General features: G+C 68.3%; 16 protein-coding genes. 9 read left to right on the top strand and 7 right to left on the bottom strand.

The features are described from left to right. Nucleotides 1–119: 119 nt before the first annotated feature. A complete protein-coding gene (locus QHF89_RS15740; RefSeq protein WP_136968740.1) occupies nt 120–1,982 on the top strand; it encodes a S1 RNA-binding domain-containing protein in 1,863 nt (620 codons plus the stop codon). A 74-nt stretch (nt 1,983–2,056) separates the two neighbouring features. Here QHF89_RS15740 and QHF89_RS15735 read toward each other — a convergent pair whose 3' ends face one another. The 4 genes from QHF89_RS15735 to QHF89_RS15720 are packed head-to-tail and all read right to left on the bottom strand — an operon-like array spanning nt 2,057 to nt 6,587. Next, nucleotides 2,057–3,286: an ABC transporter permease gene (locus QHF89_RS15735; RefSeq protein WP_232379631.1), complete on the bottom strand. Its 1,230-nt coding sequence runs from the start codon at nt 3,284–3,286 to the stop codon at nt 2,057–2,059. Beyond that, nucleotides 3,283–4,503, bottom strand: coding sequence for an ABC transporter permease (locus tag QHF89_RS15730; protein WP_136930279.1), 1,221 nt, complete (start codon nt 4,501–4,503; stop codon nt 3,283–3,285). Before QHF89_RS15730 ends, QHF89_RS15735 begins: the two co-directional genes overlap by 4 nt. Continuing rightward, nucleotides 4,500–5,264, bottom strand: a complete 765-nt coding sequence (locus QHF89_RS15725; RefSeq protein ID WP_136968741.1) for an ABC transporter ATP-binding protein — start codon at nt 5,262–5,264, stop codon at nt 4,500–4,502. Before QHF89_RS15725 ends, QHF89_RS15730 begins: the two co-directional genes overlap by 4 nt. A gap of 12 nt (nt 5,265–5,276) precedes the next feature. Further along, a complete protein-coding gene (locus QHF89_RS15720) occupies nt 5,277–6,587 on the bottom strand; it encodes an efflux RND transporter periplasmic adaptor subunit (protein ID WP_136968742.1) in 1,311 nt (436 codons plus the stop codon). A gap of 104 nt (nt 6,588–6,691) precedes the next feature. On the opposite strand from QHF89_RS15720, the gene QHF89_RS15715 reads away from it, so the two are divergent. The 8 genes from QHF89_RS15715 to QHF89_RS15680 all read left to right on the top strand — a co-directional run bounded on the left by QHF89_RS15715 (nt 6,692) and on the right by QHF89_RS15680 (nt 11,921). After that, nucleotides 6,692–7,297 carry an FKBP-type peptidyl-prolyl cis-trans isomerase gene (locus tag QHF89_RS15715; RefSeq protein ID WP_136930276.1) on the top strand — a complete coding sequence of 202 codons (606 nt, stop codon included), beginning with the start codon at nt 6,692–6,694 and terminating at the stop codon, nt 7,295–7,297. Between the two features lie 53 nt (nt 7,298–7,350). Beyond that, complete coding sequence (locus QHF89_RS15710; RefSeq protein WP_136968743.1) at nt 7,351–7,656, top strand: hypothetical protein; 306 nt, start codon at nt 7,351–7,353, stop codon at nt 7,654–7,656. Beyond that, the gene (locus QHF89_RS15705) at nt 7,653–7,943 is read left to right on the top strand and encodes a DUF1844 domain-containing protein (protein ID WP_136930274.1); all 291 of its coding nucleotides are present in this window, start codon (nt 7,653–7,655) and stop codon (nt 7,941–7,943) included. The genes QHF89_RS15710 and QHF89_RS15705 overlap by 4 nt, the downstream gene beginning before the upstream one ends. Further along, nucleotides 7,940–9,130, top strand: a complete 1,191-nt coding sequence (locus QHF89_RS15700; protein ID WP_284720537.1) for a S1C family serine protease — start codon at nt 7,940–7,942, stop codon at nt 9,128–9,130. The genes QHF89_RS15705 and QHF89_RS15700 overlap by 4 nt, the downstream gene beginning before the upstream one ends. Before the next feature lie 42 nt (nt 9,131–9,172). After that, on the top strand, nt 9,173–10,009 hold the full coding sequence (locus QHF89_RS15695; RefSeq protein ID WP_284720536.1) for a sigma-70 family RNA polymerase sigma factor: 837 nt from the start codon (nt 9,173–9,175) through the stop codon (nt 10,007–10,009). Next, nucleotides 10,006–10,752: an anti-sigma factor family protein gene (locus QHF89_RS15690; protein WP_136968744.1), complete on the top strand. Its 747-nt coding sequence runs from the start codon at nt 10,006–10,008 to the stop codon at nt 10,750–10,752. Before QHF89_RS15695 ends, QHF89_RS15690 begins: the two co-directional genes overlap by 4 nt. Further along, the gene (locus QHF89_RS15685; protein WP_136968745.1) at nt 10,749–11,255 is read left to right on the top strand and encodes a hypothetical protein; all 507 of its coding nucleotides are present in this window, start codon (nt 10,749–10,751) and stop codon (nt 11,253–11,255) included. The genes QHF89_RS15690 and QHF89_RS15685 overlap by 4 nt, the downstream gene beginning before the upstream one ends. 111 nt (nt 11,256–11,366) lie before the next feature. Beyond that, nucleotides 11,367–11,921 (top strand): M23 family metallopeptidase, encoded by a 555-nt coding sequence (locus QHF89_RS15680; protein WP_284720535.1) that lies wholly within the window; start codon nt 11,367–11,369, stop codon nt 11,919–11,921. Between the two features lie 9 nt (nt 11,922–11,930). Here the strand turns inward: QHF89_RS15680 and QHF89_RS15675 are convergent, their stop codons facing one another. From QHF89_RS15675 to ruvB, 3 genes are all read right to left on the bottom strand, one after another. Continuing rightward, nucleotides 11,931–13,097: a sensor histidine kinase gene (locus tag QHF89_RS15675; RefSeq protein ID WP_284720534.1), complete on the bottom strand. Its 1,167-nt coding sequence runs from the start codon at nt 13,095–13,097 to the stop codon at nt 11,931–11,933. Between the two features lie 69 nt (nt 13,098–13,166). Further along, a complete protein-coding gene (locus QHF89_RS15670; RefSeq protein WP_232379627.1) occupies nt 13,167–15,197 on the bottom strand; it encodes a PAS domain S-box protein in 2,031 nt (676 codons plus the stop codon). 56 nt (nt 15,198–15,253) lie between these two features. Continuing rightward, nucleotides 15,254–16,282: a Holliday junction branch migration DNA helicase RuvB gene (ruvB, locus tag QHF89_RS15665; protein ID WP_136930269.1), complete on the bottom strand. Its 1,029-nt coding sequence runs from the start codon at nt 16,280–16,282 to the stop codon at nt 15,254–15,256. Nucleotides 16,283–16,315 lie beyond the last annotated feature (33 nt).

The following is a 16,315-nucleotide window of genomic DNA, read 5'->3' as shown; positions in this document are numbered from 1 at the left end:
GCGGAGACCTCGCGCCTGTGCACGAGGTACGTTATGTTTTCCGTCCCCTTCCGAGCTAAGCGTATGCGCGAAGGTCGTCCCCCGACGACGCGCGCCGCGAGCGGGGCCCGAGATCCCGGATGAACACGGACAACAACAACACCGAGGCGGCAGAGGTCCAGACGGACGCCGCGGCGCCCGAGGCGCAGCCGCAGAATCAAACGCCCGAGGCGAGCACCGAGGCCCAGGCCCCCTCGCCCACCGCCGCTCCATCCCGCGAAGAGTGGGAGGATGAGCAGCCGGGAGACGACATTGGCAACCGCTTGCCGGGTGCCGGCGGAAGGCCGCAGGCGAGCCCTGCGGCGACGGCCGAGGGCCCAGGCGGCGACGCGAAGAAGCGCAAGCGCCGCAGGAAGCGCAAGGGTCCCCCGGGCGCGCAAGGTCCGACGGCGGAAGGCGCGGCCGAAGGCGCCGAAGCGAGCGACGGCGAGGACGCGGAAGGCGAGGACGCGGAGGCCGGCGAGGCTCCCGAGGCCCAAGCCGGAGGCGAAGCGCCGCAAGGCAAGCGCAAGGATCGCCGCAAGGACAAACAGGCCGCAGCGGCGGCCGCGGCCCAGCGCGAGCGCCCTGCGTTCAGCGTGGGCGAAGAGGTCTTCGGCAAGGTCTGCAAGGTGACGGACCAGGCGATCTGGATCGACATCGCAGGCAAGGCGACAGGCCTCTTCGATCGGCAAGAGCTCGGCGACGAGGAAGTGCCGGCCGAGGGCGATCAGTTCATCGCGAGCGTGCAAAGCACGGGCGTTCGCGGCGGCATGCTGGTGCTCTGCAAGGGGCAACCGAAGCCGCTCGACGACCTGAAGACGCAGCTCGAAGCCGCGTCGCAGAGCGGCGAGCCGGTCTTCGGCTTCGTCACGGGCGCGGTGAAGGGCGGCCTCGAGGTCGATCTCGGTGGCCTCCGGGCGTTCGCACCGGCCTCGCACGTGGACCTGCGCCACGGCGCGGATCTCTCGCACCTCGTCGGTCAGCGTCTCGACTTCGTCGTCGCGCAGTACGCGAAGAAGGGCCGCGACATCGTGGTCTCGCGCAAGCGCATGCTCGAAGAGGACGCGCGTCGCCTGCGCACCGAGGCGCTCAGCAAGGTCACGCCCGGCAGCGTGCACAAGGGCATCGTGCGCAAGGTCGTGGCGTGGGGCGTCTTCGTCGCGCTGCCCGAGGCGGGCAACGTCGAAGGCCTCATCCACATGACCGAGGCGAGCCACGATCGCAGCGCGCGGCTCGGCGACCTCTTCCGTCCGGGTACGGAGATCGACGTCAAGATCATCCGCATCGACGACAAGGGCAAGCTGTGGCTCAGCCACAAGGCCACGACCGCGGATCCGTGGGACACGGTGAAGGAGAAGTACGCGGTCGGCACGAAGCACAAGGGCAAGATCGCGCGCCTGCAGCCGTTCGGCGCGTTCATCGAGCTCGAGCCCGGGATCGACGGCCTCTGCCACACGGCGGACATCGCGTTCAAGCAGGTCGAGCACCCGAGCGAGGTGGTGAAGGTCGGCGACGAGATCGACGTCGTCGTCGCGAGCTGCGATCCGGGTGCGCACAAGATCGGCCTGCACCCCGCGCTGCCGAGCGGCGAGGAGGAAGAGCCGCGTCAACGCGTGCAGCAGTACAAGGCCGTGAAGGTCGCCGTCGTGCAGGCCGTCGAGGGAGGACTCTCGGTCCGCGTCCTCGGCGTCACCGGTCGCGCGGCGCGCGGCTTCATCCCGGCAGGCCACACAGGCACGGCGCGCGGCACCGATCTCCGCAAGGAGTTCCCCGTGGGCACGAAGCTCGACGCGAAGGTCCTCGAGGTCGACCCGCGCCGCGGCGAGGCGAAGCTCTCGATCCGCGCGCTCAAGGAGGACGCCGAGAAGCAGGCGTACCAGTCGTACCGCGCAGGCGTCGCCCGCGAGGCGAAGTTCGGCACCTTCGCCGACCTCATGAAGAAGAGCCAATCGAGCCACTGATCTGATTGGCCGAACGATCACGCGCCCCGCGGCCGAGAGGCCCGGGGCGCGTGACCTTTTGTGGTCAAATCATTTCACTCGCGGCCGAGCGCTTGCACCGGGTCCATCCGCGCAGCCCTGCGCGCCGGGAAGAACCCGAAGACGAGCCCGATCGCCGTGCTCGTCCCGAGCGCCACCGCGAGCGCTTGGGGCGCGAGCTTCATCGGCAGATCGAGCGCCGCGCCGAGGCCGACGATCGCGGCGTAGCCGATCGTCGTCCCCACGAGCCCGCCGAGCGTCGCGAGCACGAGCGACTCGACGAGGAACTGCACGAGGATGTCCATCTCGCGCGCGCCGATCGCCATGCGGATGCCGATCTCGCGCGTCCGCTCCGTCACGCTGACGAGCATGATGTTCATGACGCCGATGCCGCCCACGACGAGCGACACGGCCGCGATCCCGACAAGCAGGAGGGACAGCACCCCGTAGATGTTGTCCTGCATCTGCTGGAACTCGGCCTGCGAGCGGATGAGGAAGTCGTCCTCGTCTCCCTCGCGGATGCGGTGCCTTTGGCGGAGGATCTCCTCAGCTTGCTTCTTCGCGCGGTCGGTCGTCTCCGGGCTCGTGGCGCTCATCATGATGGCGTCCGTCTCGCCCGGCCGCGTGAAGCGCACATGAGATCGCATCGTGGTGATCGGCATGAGCACGACGTCGTCCTGGCTGCGACCGAAGGGCGAAGGGCCCTTCTCTTCGAGCACGCCGAGCACGCGGTACGGATGCCGGCCGATTCGAATCCATCGGCCCACGGGATCGGCCGTGCCGAAGAGATCCTTCGCCGTCCCCGCGCCGATGACCGCGACCTTCTCGGAGACGTTCTCGGCCGACGTCGTCCACGGCTCGCCGCGCTGGAGCTCCCAGTTGCGCACCTTGAGGTAGCCGATGCGCGAGCCGATCACCTCGGCCTTCGCGTTTTGCCCTTCGTAGACGACCTGCGCCGACGCACGCAGGAACGGCACGGCGGCCTTGATGCTCGTCGACTCGCGTTCGAGCGCCTGACAGTCGGACTCCGAGAGCTTCGAGCCTCCCGTCGTGCGCGCGCCCGAGGCCCGCGCCGACTGCGGAAAGACGATCAGCGCGTTCGAGCCGAGGTTCGTGATCTGCCCGTTGATCTTGGCGCGCGCGCCGTCGCCGAGCGCGGTCATCGTCACGACGGCCGCGATGCCGATGGTGATGCCGAGGATCGTCAGCGCCGCGCGCAGCTTGTTGCGCAGGACCGCCCGCATGGCGATCGCGATCGCGGAGAAGACACGCGCGAGGCCGATCACTCTTGCCGCAGCGCGACGATGGGATCCATCAGCGCCGCCCTCCTCGCGGGGAAAAACCCGAACACGATCCCGATCACGGCGCTCGTCCCCATCGCCGCGACGACCGCGGGGATCGGGAGCTGGAGCGACCATCCGAGCGCGCCGCCGAGCGCCTTGATCACGCCAGCGCCGATCCCGAGCCCGAACACGCCGCCGATCACGCTGAGCACGATCGCCTCGACGAGGAACTGCGTCATGATGTCCGCCGCCGAGGCGCCGATCGCCATGCGGATGCCGATCTCGCGCGTCCGCTCCGTCACGCTGACGAGCATGATGTTCATCACGCCGATCCCGCCGACGAGCAACGAGACGGCGGCGATCGACGAGAGCAGCACGGTCAACGTGCCCACGATCTCCTCGGAGGATTTGCGAAACTCCGCCTGCGTGCGGATCCCGAAGTCCGGATCCTGATCGGGCGCGATTCCGTGCCGTTGACGCAGGATCGCTTCGATCTGTGCGACGGCGCGATCGACGGTCCGCTCGTCCGTCGCGGAGGCGATGAGCTGCTGCACGCGCCCCGGAGGGCTCGGCACCACGCGCGCGCGGAAGCTGCCGATGGGCATGAGCACGCGATCGTCTTGATCCTCGCCGAAGGGTGACTGCCCCTTCGGCGTGAGCAGACCGACGACGCGATACGGATACCGACCGATGCGCACGTACTGCCCGATCGGATCCCCGGGTCCGAAGAGCTTTTCGCGCACCGTCTCGCCGATGATCACGACCTTCGCTTTGAGCAGCTCCTCCGACTCCGTGAACATCTCGCCCTTGCCCACGGAGAAGCCGCGCACCGGGAAGTAGGTGCGCGAGACGCCCATCACCTGCGTCACCGCGTTGCGATCGCCAGCGATCACCTGCGCTCCCGTGGAGCTGAAGGGCGCGACGTTCGCGATGCTCGTCGCTTCCGCCACGAGCGCGCGTCCGTCAGCCTCCGTGAGGCGATTGACGTCGGAGCTGCGTACGCCCGAGGTCTGCGTCGACTGCGGGAAGATGAAGATGACGTTCGCGCCAAGGTTCGAGATCTGCCCGACGACCTGCTGCTGCACGCCCGTGCCGAGCGCGACCACGATCACCACCGCCGCAACGCCGATCAGGATGCCGAGCACCGTCAAGGTCGAGCGCAGCTTCGAGCGCACGATGGCGCGCATGGCGAGCCGGATCGCGGCGAGGATCGCCGTCACGAAGTGGCCCCGTGTTCGTCCTGGACCGGCAGCTCCGCGAGCGCGCGCCCCGCGTCCGTCGGCCTCTCGTTCACGATGTCGCGCCGCACCGAGCCGTCGCGCATCTCGACCACGCGCCCTGCGCAGTCGGCGATGTCGCGCTCGTGCGTGACCAGCACAATCGTGATGCCTTGCTCCCGGTTGAGCCGTTGCAGCAGATCGAGCACCTCGTAACTCGTGCGTGTATCGAGGTTGCCCGTGGGCTCGTCGGCGAGCAGGAGCGGCGGCTGCGTCACGAGGGCGCGCGCGATCGCGACGCGCTGCTGCTGACCGCCGGAGAGCTGGTTCGGCGTGTGGTGCAGGCGCGCGCCGAGGCCGACGGCGGAGAGCGAGGCGAGCGCGCGTTTCCTTCGCTCCGCGGCGCCAACACCTCGGTACACGAGGGGCAACTCGACGTTCTCCAGCGCGGTCGTGCGGGGCAGCAGGTTGAAGCCCTGGAACACGAAGCCGATGAGGTGGTTTCGCACGATGGCGCGCGCGTCGTTGCTCCGCGCGCCCACGTCGATCCCATCGAGGATGTACTGGCCGCGCGTCGGACGATCGAGGCAGCCGATGATGTTCATCATCGTGCTCTTGCCCGAGCCGCTCTGCCCGATGATCGCGACGAACTCACCCTTCCGGATCGTCAGATTCACGCCTCGGAGCGCGCGCACGACGACCGCCTCCGTGACGTAGTCCTTGTGAATCTCGACGAACTCGATGATCGGCGGGGCGTCCTTCATCACGTCCCTCGCCTAGAACGGCCTGCGACCGCCGCGACCGCCCTTGGCCCCTTCGTCGGTCTCTTCGGTGACGACCTTCAAGGTGCCGATGTCCGTGCGCAGCACCGTGTGGACGCCGTCCGTGATGCCGATGTCGACCTCGCGCATCTCGATCTGCTCGGCGCCCTGGGTCTCGTTGGTGAGCACGTAGATGCGCCCTTTGCCTGCGGGCAGCGGTGGCAGCGGATCCTGCGGGATCGGCTTGCCCTCCTTCGTCATCGGCGGCGAGGGCTTGAAGCGCAGCGCTGCGTTCGGCAGGCGCTTGATGCCCTTGGCCTCGGCCGAGTGGATCGTCGCGGTCGCCGTCATCCCTGGGCGCAGCTTGATGTCGGGGTTCTCGACCTCGATCACCGCGGCGTACGTCACGACGCCCGCCTGATTCACGGGGCTGTACCGCACCTGGCTCACGAGCCCCTTGAACGACTCGCCCGGGAACGCGTCGACACGAATGTCGGCCGTCATGCCCTCCTTCAAGCGCCCCACGTCCGCCTCGTCGATGTCCGCGAGCACGCGCATCTTGCGGAGGTCCTGGGCGATCACGAAGAGCGTGGGCGTCTGGAAGCCTGCGGCGATCGTCTGTCCGGGATCGACCGCGCGGTTGATCACGACGCCCTCGATGGGCGAGAAGATCTTGGTGAATGCGAGGTTCGTGTTCGAGCGCCGCAGCGTGGCGTTGAGCTGCGCGACCTGCGCCTTGGAGGCCGTGACGTCGGCGAGCGCGATGTCGTAACTGCCTTGCGCGGCGTCGAGATCCGCCTGCGATCCCACGCCTTCCTTGAAAACCTTACGCGCTCGTTCGAGCCGCACCTTCGCCGTCTCGAGGTTCGCCTCGGCACGCTTGACGCTCGCGTTCCCCGCGGCAACCTGCGCCGCGTTCGCGTCGATCTCCGCGCCGAGGAGCTGCGTATCGATCTCCGCGAGCAGATCCCCGGCCTTCACGTGGGTGTTGAAATCGACGTGGACCTTCGTGATGCGCCCGGAGACCTGCGCGCCGATCTGCACCTCGGTGACCGGCTTGATCTGCCCGGTCGACTGGATCGTCTCGAAGACATCGCCCTGCGTGAGGGCCGTGCTCACGTATCGCGCGGGCGGCGGCGGCTTCGTCTTCTGCAGATAAAACATCCCGCCCGCCGCGACCCCTGCGAGGACGATCAGGATGATGAGCCAGCGGAGCCATTTCCCCCGGCCTTCGACACGAGACAGCGCCTTGTTCAGGTCGGGCCGCTCGGCCACATTGTTCCGAGCCTGTCCGCCCGCATCGAGGTGCACTCCCGGATTGGCCATGACGGACCCCGTGATAGCACGGAGGAGCCTTCGGGCGCGGCCGTGCCAAAGGATCTCCGGCAAGGCTTGAAGGGGCGACGCCTACGTGGCACATCCACGGGCCCATGTCCCAGCCTGCCATTGGCCCCGATACGCGCGTCTCGCTCTCGTACGTCCTCTTCGATGAGGACGGAGACACGGTCGATCGCGCGACCGAGAAAGAGCCACTCGAATACGTTCACGGTTACGCGCAGATCCTCCCGGGCCTCGAGCGGGCGGTCGAGGGCATGCGGGCGGGCGAGCGCCGCGAGATCATCGTCGAGGCTGCGGATGCCTTCGGCGAGCACGACGACGAGGGCGTCTTCGAAGTCGACAAGACCGACTTCCCCGACAGCGAGCACGTGACGCCCGGCGACGAGTTCATCGCGCAGGCCCCCGACGGCGAATCCATCGCGATGCGCGTGGTCGAGGTGCTCCCAGACGCGTTCGTCGTGGATACGAACCACCCGCTCGCGGGGCAGAAGATCCGCTTCGAGGTCGTCGTGCACGACGTGCGCGCGGCGAGCGACGACGAGATCGCGGAAGCACAGGCCGAGCTCGAAGAGCGCGCCCTCGGCGACGAGGAAGGCGGCGGCTGCTGCGATCACGACCATGATCACGACCACGACCATGATCATGGCCACGCGGCCGAGGGCGGCGGACATCTCGTCCAGCTCTCGCGCAAGCGCTGAGAGGTTTGCACCCGGGGGGGAGCAAGTCCGACCAAGGGAGACACGACGAACCGATGAAAGCTGCTTCCGATCAGGGTTACTTCTCCGCGCTTGCCCATGATCTCCGGGTGCGCGAGCGCCTCCTCGCCGCGGGCGTGATCACGCAGGCGGACATCGACAGTTACCTCGCCGGGCTCCCCGAGCTGGAGACGGAGGCCGAGGGGCTCGGCATTCCGCAGCCTGCGCTCGTCTCCGCGTCCTCGGCTGCGGCCCCGGCGCCGCAGCCCATCGCGGCGGCTCCGGCTCCGGCCGTGAGTAGCGCGGCGGACGACGTCGAGGATGACATCGACGACGTAGCCGACGAGGCAGGCGAGGCGTGAGCAGCCCGGGCGATCGCGACGCGCCGCCCACGGGGCAGCTCCCGAAGCTCGACTTCTCGATCTTCGTGATGTCCATCATCGGCTCGGCGCACGTCCACCTCGGCGACATGCCCGGCCCGGATGGGCACGCGGAGCGCAGCCTCGACCTCGCCCAGCAGAACATCGAGCTCCTCACGCTGCTCGAGGAGAAGACGAAGGGAAACCTCACGGGCGAAGAAGAGCGGCTCCTCACGCAGGCCCTCGACGAGTTGCGCGAGCGCCTCGCAGAGGTATCGAAAGAAACGTGAACTCACGTCGTCCGCTGCTCTCGCGCATCGTCCTGATCTCGTGGCTCCTCGTGGCCGCGTCGGCGTGCGGCAAGGGCGGCGGAGCGTCGAGCGGTTCGTCCCCGCCGGGCGAGGGCACCTCGTCGCTCCCGCCCGGCGCCATCGCACTCCCGAGCAGCACTGCGTCCACGGGGCCTCCGGCGCTCGCGCAAACCGGGCTCTCCGCGCCGGCGGTCGTGACGGCCGAGGGCGCGCCGATCTCCTTCGCGCCGCTCGCAAAGAAGGCGGATCCGGCCGTGGCGACGGTGAAGGCGCGCGTCGAGAAGGAGACCTCGTCGGGCCGCCGGCGCGCCGTCTCCGAGGGCCTCGGCACCGCGTTCGTCTATGACCCCGAGGGGTTCATGCTGACGAACAACCACGTCATCGAGGACGCGACGGACATCGTCGTCGGCTTCGTCGATGGCCGTGAAATGCGGGCGACGGTCGTCGGCCGGGACAAGCACACGGACATCGCGGTCTTGCGCGTCGATGAGCGAGGGCTCCCGTCGCTTTCGCTCGGCGACTCGGATGGGATCGACGTCGGCGACTGGGTCGTCGCCATCGGCAACCCGTTCGGCCTCTCGCATACGGTCTCTGCGGGCATCCTCTCGGCGAAGGGCCGCACGCGCGACGATGTCAAAGGCCTCGATCCCAGCGGTTACTTCAACTTCCTCCAGACGGACGCCAGCATCAACCCGGGCAACTCGGGCGGCCCGCTGCTCAACATGCGCAGCGAGGTCGTGGGCATCAACGCGGCCGTCCGCGCGAATGCGAACAACATCGGCTTCGCGATCCCGATCAACATGGTCAAGCAGCTCCTGCCCATGTTGCTGCGGGACGGGAAGATCCGGCGCAGCGCGCTCGGGGTCTTCGTCGACGGGTTGAACCCGATCGAGGCGGGGCGCCTGCGCCGGCCGGATCGCAAGGGCGCGTGGGTGCAGAAGGTGATCGCGGGTGGGCCGGCTGATCGTGCTGGGCTCTCGCCCGACGACGTCATCGTCGCCTTCGACGGCAAGTCCGTCGCGGATCCCAACGAGCTGCGGTGGCTCGCGAGCATCGCGGGCGTCAACAAGACGGTGACCTTGCGGATCGCGCGCCTCGAGCGGGTCTTCGACGTCCGCGTAACGCTCAGCGAGCTCGAGCCGATCGACGACCGTGAGGAGCCTTGACCTTTCGGCCGGAAGGCCGATCGCCTAGAGTATCACCTCGCCGTGCCCCCCATTCCCACGCCCCCCGACGAGTCCCTCCGGCCCGAGCCGGCCGACCCGACGGACGACCAGACTGAAGGCGCCCTGGGGCTGCCGGATGATCTCCCTGACGCCCCGCCGCTCCCCGAAGCCGCGATCGGCCGTCTCGGCCGCGTGAATAGGTCTTCGCAGGAGGCGTCCAACAAAGAGGCCCGAAGGCGGGAGGCAGAGGAAGATCGTGAGCTCATCCTTCGGGCACAGAAGGGGGACCAGGCGGCGTTCAGGCGGCTCGTGGAGCGCCACCAGCGCCGCGCCTTCGCGATCGCGATGGGTCTCGTCCGGGACGAGAACGACGCGCGCGAGCTGGTTCAGGATGCTTTTTTGCGGGTTTACCGCAACCTCAACTCCTTCCAGGGTGGATCGTCGTTTTTCACCTGGCTCTACCGGATCGTCACGAACCTCGCGATCGACCTCATGCGCAAGCCTGGGCGTCGGGATGCCGAGCTCGTCGACGGGCAAGCCGCTTCGGAAGAGTCGACAGAGTTTCCGCTGGTCTCTCGCATCGATGGCGCCGACCCGATCGACGTCATGCGCCGCCGGGAGATCGCGGGCCGCATCCAGGCCGCCCTCGATGCCCTGCCCCCCTACCACCGAGGCGTGATTCTGATGCGTGAAGTCGAAGGCATGTCGTACGAAGAAATGGCCGTGGCCATGGGCGTCTCGAAAGGGACGATCATGAGCCGGCTGTTCCACGCCCGGCAGAAGCTCCAGCGCGCGCTCGCGGATTGCTACGCGGAGGAAGGGCGTTCGCGAAGCGGCACGACGGACGAGATCCCAGCCGAGCCGGAGGAGGCGCCGTGACCACGAAGATGATGAACGGAGAAGCGCACGAGACGCGCACGAAGCGGCCGCCAACGGACCTCGAGCTGATGATGTACGTCGACGGCGAGCTCGAAGGCGAGCGGCTGCGCGAGGTTCGTCAGGCTCTTTCGCGTGACAGCGCGCTGCGAAACAAGGTCGCCGCGCTCTCGCTCTCGGCCTCGATCGTCCGGGAGAACGCCGAGAGCGCCGCGGCCATCGACCTGACCGACGGCATCATGGCCCGCATCGCGGCCGACAAGAGCCCGACGCGTGACGCGAGGGACGCCGCGCCCGCGCTCGAAGTGCCGTCCGAGCGCAAGGACGCCGAGGTGAAACCGCTGCTTCGGCCGGGCCTCGACAAGGCGGCTGCGAAGTCGACCCCGTCGAACGACAACTCGCGCGGGATCTTCGCGCTCGCGGCGGTCGCGGTCGCGGCGGCGGCGGGGCTCATGATCTGGGGCCGGATGGATGTCGGTACGCCGCATTCGCAAGGCGCGCCGGTGGCCGCGATCACGACACCCGCGGAGCCGCCCGCGGCGCCTGCCCCGACGACCGCAGAGGCGGCGCGTGTGGCCGACACGGACGCACAGGACGGTGATACCGAGCCGGGCGTGGCCGTCGCGGCCGTCGACTTCGGCACCAAAATCGGCACGATCTTTTACGTGCCGGCGGAGGCTGCCACGTCGAACCACACCACCACTGTCGTGTGGCTGGCCGACGATTCCGCTGGAGGAGAACAATGAGGCTCCCGCTGTTTGCTTTGCTCGTGGCTGCGTTCGGGCTGTCGCTCGGACACGTCCCCTCCGTGGCGCATGCCCAGGACGCCGCCGCCGCTCAGGCGGACGCATCCGTTTCAATGGAGATCGTGGTCCTCCACGGCACGAACGACGGTACGGGCATCGACTCCAAGATCGGCAAGATGCCCGAACTCGCGAAGCCGCCGTTCTCCTCGTACAACAGCTACAAGCTGCTCGATCGCTCGAAGCAGACCTCGTCCAAGGCGAGCCCCTCCACGCTGAAGCTCCCGAACGACAGGGTGCTCCAGATCTCGCTGAAGGATGTCGTCCAACCGAGCAAGAAGGGCGAGCCGAAGCGCTACGTCATCAGCGCCAGCATCCAGAACCCCGGCGGCAAAACCTTCCTCCCGCTGCTCGAGGTCAACGCGAAGGCCGGCGAGACCTTCTTCGTGGCCGGCCAGAACCACAAGGGCGGCGTCCTCGTCATCGGAATCAAGGTCAATCCCTGAACTCGGTATAGTGAAGAGCGGATGCTCCCCCGCTCGTCTTTCTTCGCTCCCCTCCTCGTCGCCGGAAGCCTCCTGCTCTCTGCCTGCGGCGGAAGCGCTCCTCCTCCGAACATGCCGCGTTATGCGCCCGGGACGGTGCTCTACCGGCTCCCCGTCGTCGGCCAGTGGCGCGTCTACCGCACGCATTACGGTGCGAACAACGACCAGGCGTATGCGCTCGATCTCGTGATCGACGACAACATGCCGAAGTCGCAGCGCAACGAGGACCATCCCTCGTACAACCAGCCCATCGTGGCCGACGCGCCCGGTGTCGTGGTGGTCGCGGTCGACGGCGTCCCCGACAACGTCCCGGGGCGCGCGAACAAGTACGACATGCACGGCAACTTCGTCGTGCTCGATCATCAGAACGGCGAGTACTCGCTCTTCGCGCACTTCATCCCGGGCAGCGTGCGCGTGCGCAAAGGCATGTTCGTCCCGGCCGGCACCGAGCTCGGTCGATGCGGCAACTCGGGGCACTCGTTCGCGCCGCACCTGCACTGGCAGATCATGACGGACGCGGACGCGAGCTCCGCGCGTGGCGTCCCGCCTCGGTACACGCCCTACGAGCGCAACGGCGCGATGTCGGTCGAGCTCCCGCAGAAGGGCGATCGCCTCCTCGCGAAGTAGAGCGCGCCGTCAGCGCTCCGGTGGCTCGCTCGGAGATGCGGCGAGCGGAAGATCGAGCACGAAGACGGTGCCCTTCTCCGCGTGGGCGTATGCGCGGATCTTGCCGCCGTGCGACGCCACGATGTTTCGCACGATGCTGAGCCCGAGGCCCGAGCCCGTGCCGTCGGTCTTCGTCGTGAAGAACGGCTCGAAGATCTTCTCGAGGTGCGCAGCGTCGATGCCGTGGCCCTCGTCCTGGATCGTGATGCGTACCGCGTCGCCGACGTCGGACATCGCGGTCTTGATGATCAGGCGTCCGCCCTGTTCACGCATCGCGTGCGCGGCGTTCGTGAAGAGGTTGACGAAGACCTGCGCGAGCTGACCGGCGACGCCACGCACGAGGCGCACGTCGCCGAACTGGCGCTCGACCTCGACGTGCATCTCGCCGAGCACGTGATCACAAAACACGAGCGCGCGCTCGATCGTGTCGTGGATGGCGACGGGCGCGGGCACGGACGCGGTGGGGCGCGAGTACGCCATGAGGTCGCGCGAGAAACGCAGGATGCGCTCGGCGGCCTCGTTGATGCGCGCGAGGCGCTCGACATCGGCGGGATCCGCCTCCGTGCGCAGCGCTTTTTTGTGGAGGTAGTCCGAGTACGCGACGATCGACGTGAGCGGGTTGTTGAGCTCGTGCACGATGCCGGCGGCGATCTGCCCCAGCGAGGCGAGCTTGCCGGCCTGGATCACCTGGGCTTCGAGCTCCTTCACCTCGGTGCCGTGCGCGCGCGCCGCGCGATGAATGCGCGCGTTGCGGAGTGCTGCGCCGAGCGCGAGCGCGAGACGATCGACGAACGCATCCATCGAACCCGTACCGGCGAAGCGCGCTTCGTCGTCGGAGGCGAGGTGCAACGTCGAGCCCTCGTCCGCGTTGATGACGACGACACGCTCGAACGCGTACTCGGGGAAGAGCCGCGTCGGATCGGGGGACTCCGCGCCTTCGCTGCGCGCGCCTCGGCGCACGACGACTTGCCCTTCGCTCCCGCCCGGCACGCAGACGCCAATCGCGGAGTCGGGCAGCGCTTCGAATGCTGCGGCGACGAGCGACGTGGCGGCTTCCTCCGCGCTCGCATTGGGCGGAATTTCGCAGGAGGCGACGAGCAGGGCGTCGAGCCACTCCACAGGGAGATCGCGGCGCATCGCTTTCCTTTGCGTGATCGGGATTTGAGATTCCCGCATCGGAGCTTCGAGACCTTCGGCACCCATCTCTCACCCGAGCGCTCGGTTGGGGTCCTCTTCGCTGGACCGGTCCAGGTCGATGATCTTCGCTGCCCCCACGTACGCCTTGGTTTCGTAGCGCGTGATCTTGCCGATCTTCCGGACGATCTCGGCCATTCGTTCCGCCTCCCCGAGGATCGTCGACGCTGCGGAGCGGACGGACGCCGGGTCCTCCGCCCTCCGGTTGATGAGCTCTGCGTAGCCGAGCACGCTCGTGAGCGGCTGGTTCAGCTCGTGTGCGGCCGCGCCCGCGAGCTCCGCGATGAGCGCTTGTTTTTCGCGGGCACGGAGCTCCTCTTGCGCCTTCGTCAACTTCGCCTCCATGCGCAGGCGCTCGCGCAGGTCCGTGAAGAGACCCACGGAGCCGTCGGGCCGATCGTCCTCGACGATCAACGCGGCCGAGAGGAGCACCGGGATCAGCGTACCGTCCTTCGCGAGCGCGTCCGTCCGGTAGCCTTCGAGCCTCCCGGGGCCTCCGTGCTCCGGCGACTTGATGAGCCGCATGATCTGCGAGGCGCGGTTCGGCGCGTAGAGGTCGCGCACGTTCATCGCGCCGATCACTTCATTCGCGCGGTAGCCGTAGATGCGCTCCGCGGCGCGATTGAAGAGGCGAATCACGCCCTCGTTGTCGGCCGAGATGATCGCGTCGACCGAGCTCTCGATGACGCGCTCGAGGAACTCCTTCGTCTTCTTCAGCTCGGCGGCCATCGCGCGATCGTCGGTCACGTCGCGCAGGCTCACGAGGATCGCGCCGCCGTCCTCGCGCAGCACCGAGCTCGAGCTCACGCTGATGATGCGGCGCTCGCAGGCGATCTCGCTCGAACGGCGGATCGTGATGTCGACCATGTGCGGGAAGACGTTGCGCTTGAAGCTCCTGCGGATGCGGTTGAGCGTCGGGAGGTCCTTCGGATCGACGACGTCGGCGAGGCGGCTCGCGGCGAGCTGCTCCTCCGTGAGGCCCGTAATCTCGCGCGCGCGCGCGTTCGAGAAGAGGATCCGGCCGTCCACGTCGACGACCACGATGCCGTCCGCGGCCGAGTGGAAGAAGTCGGCGTACCGTTCGAGCGCGGCGAGGCGGCGCTCGGCCTCGAAGCGGGCAACGTTGATCTCCTGCGTTTGATCGCGGAGCGACTGCAGGATCTTCGCGTTTCGCAGCGCGATGGCCGTCGCGTTCGCCACCGTGCGCGCGAGCGAGAGCTCGTGATCACGCATCGTCCCCGGCTGCCGCGCGCGCAGGAAGAGCACGCCCATGGGTTTGTCGTCGTAGACGATCGGGACGAGCGCGAGCGAGCGGAAGGAGTTCTGCGGCAGATCCGCGCGCACGACCTCGAAGAGCGGGTGCGTCGCGGCGTCCTCGATCACGAGGACCTCGCCCGTCTCCAGGGTCCGCCGGATCTCCGGGTACTTGTCGAGGACGATGGGCAGATCGCGCAGCTCCCGATCGTCGCTCGCGGCCACGACGTACCCCGTATCGACGTTGTCGCCGACGAGCACAATGCTGCATCGATCGACCCGCGCCACTTCGGCGATGCGACGTACGACCGTGAAGAGGATGTCGCGGAAGTCGAGCGTCGACGAGAGCGCCTGCGTGAGCTCCAGGACGACGCGCGCGTCGCGCTCACGACGCCAGAGCGCGTCGACGTACTCGCGCATGCGGAGCTGGCCGCGGATGCGCGCGAGGAGCTCGGCCGGGCGAAACGGCTTTCGAACGAAGTCGTCAGCGCCCGCGTCGAAGGCGCGCGTGATGTCGTCGTCGGTGTCGAGCGCCGTCAGCACCACGACGGGGACATCCCCGATGCGCGTGTCTTCGCGCAGGTGGCGAAGCACCTCGAAGCCGTCGGGCGGAGCCATGACGAGGTCGAGCAGGACGAGCGACGCGTCTCGCTCGGCGAGCCACGCGAGCGCCTCGGTGCCGGACGCCGCGGTGGCCACGGGGATGCCGGCGCCCGCGAGCGCCTGCGTCAGCACATGTCGGCTGACGGCATCGTCGTCGACGACGAGCACAGGGAGCGCGGGGAGCACGGAACGAGATTATCCGTGGTCGTGCAGGAAGGGAAACGTGCAGCCGCTCTTCCGCTTCAGGAGAACAGATCGCCCTGGGGTGTTCCCTTCACCGGCATCGGCTTGCCCAGGTGCTCGTAGGCCTTTCGCGTGGCGATGCGCCCGCGCGGCGTGCGGCCGAGGAAACCCTGCTGGAGGAGGTAAGGCTCGTAGACGTCCTCGATCGTGTCGCGCGGCTCGCTCAGCGCGGCGGCGATCGTGTCGATGCCGACAGGACCTCCGTCGTAGTGATCGATGATCACCATGAGCAGGCGCCGATCCATCTCGTCGAGGCCCGCGGCGTCGATCTCCAGGCGCTCGGCGGTCATGCTGGCGATCTTCACGGTGATGCGGCCCGTACCGAGGACCTCGGCGAAGTCGCGCGCGCGCCGCAAGAGGCGGTTCGCCACGCGCGGCGTGCCACGTGCGCGCGCGGCGAGCTCACGGGCGCCGGCGTCGTCGATCGGCACCTCGATGAGCCGCGCGCTCCGCGTGATGATGCGCTGGAGATCCTCGACGGGATAAAAGTCGAGGCGCACGACGTAGCCGAAACGCGAGAGAAGCGGCGCCGTGAGCAGGCCCGTGCGGGTCGTCGCGCCGATCAGCGTGAAAGGCTTGAGCGCGAGCTGGATCGTCGTCGCGTACGGGCCGTCGCCCGTCATGATGTCGATCTTGAACGCCTCGATCGCAGGGTAGAGGCTCTCCTCGACGGCCGGCGTGAGCCGGTGGATCTCGTCGATGAAGAGCACGTCGCGCGCTTCGAGCTTCGTGAGCAGGCCGGCGAGCGCGCCCTTGTGCTCGATGGCCGGGCCGCTCGTGGCGTGCAGGTTCACGCCCATCTCGCGCGCCACGATGTGCGCGAGCGTCGTCTTGCCGAGGCCGGGCGGGCCGCAGAAGAGGGTGTGATCGACCGGCTCGCGCCGACGCTTCGCGGCCTCGACGAAGACCTTGAGGTTCTGCCGGTGTTTGTCCTGCCCGACGTACTCGTCGAGCGAGTCCGGCCGGAAGAGCCGATCGAAGCGGTCGTCGTCCGCGGTGGACGCCGGAGAGATCACGCGCTCGGACATGCGGCAGGACGTAGCCCGTACGAAGGGAGGAGG

This window comes from Polyangium sorediatum (assembly GCF_029946465.1).
Classification (GTDB): domain Bacteria; phylum Myxococcota_A; class Polyangia; order Polyangiales; family Polyangiaceae; genus Polyangium; species Polyangium fumosum.
Note: the sequence above shows the minus strand (reverse complement) of the source record. Positions and strands in the feature narration are given on the sequence as shown.

Excerpts from the sequence above, each read along its gene's own strand:
- QHF89_RS15715 (WP_136930276.1), top strand. The coding sequence starts at position 6,692 with ATGTCCCAGCCTGCCATTGGCCCCGATACGCGCGTCTCGCTCTCGTAC.
- QHF89_RS15740 (WP_136968740.1), top strand. The coding sequence starts at position 120 with ATGAACACGGACAACAACAACACCGAGGCGGCAGAGGTCCAGACGGAC.
- QHF89_RS15675 (WP_284720534.1), bottom strand. The coding sequence starts at position 13,097 with ATGCGCCGCGATCTCCCTGTGGAGTGGCTCGACGCCCTGCTCGTCGCC.
- ruvB (WP_136930269.1), bottom strand. The coding sequence starts at position 16,282 with ATGTCCGAGCGCGTGATCTCTCCGGCGTCCACCGCGGACGACGACCGC.
- QHF89_RS15685 (WP_136968745.1), top strand. The coding sequence starts at position 10,749 with ATGAGGCTCCCGCTGTTTGCTTTGCTCGTGGCTGCGTTCGGGCTGTCG.
- QHF89_RS15680 (WP_284720535.1), top strand. The coding sequence starts at position 11,367 with ATGCCGCGTTATGCGCCCGGGACGGTGCTCTACCGGCTCCCCGTCGTC.
- QHF89_RS15725 (WP_136968741.1), bottom strand. The coding sequence starts at position 5,264 with ATGAAGGACGCCCCGCCGATCATCGAGTTCGTCGAGATTCACAAGGAC.
- QHF89_RS15710 (WP_136968743.1), top strand. The coding sequence starts at position 7,351 with ATGAAAGCTGCTTCCGATCAGGGTTACTTCTCCGCGCTTGCCCATGAT.
- QHF89_RS15720 (WP_136968742.1), bottom strand. The coding sequence starts at position 6,587 with ATGGCCAATCCGGGAGTGCACCTCGATGCGGGCGGACAGGCTCGGAAC.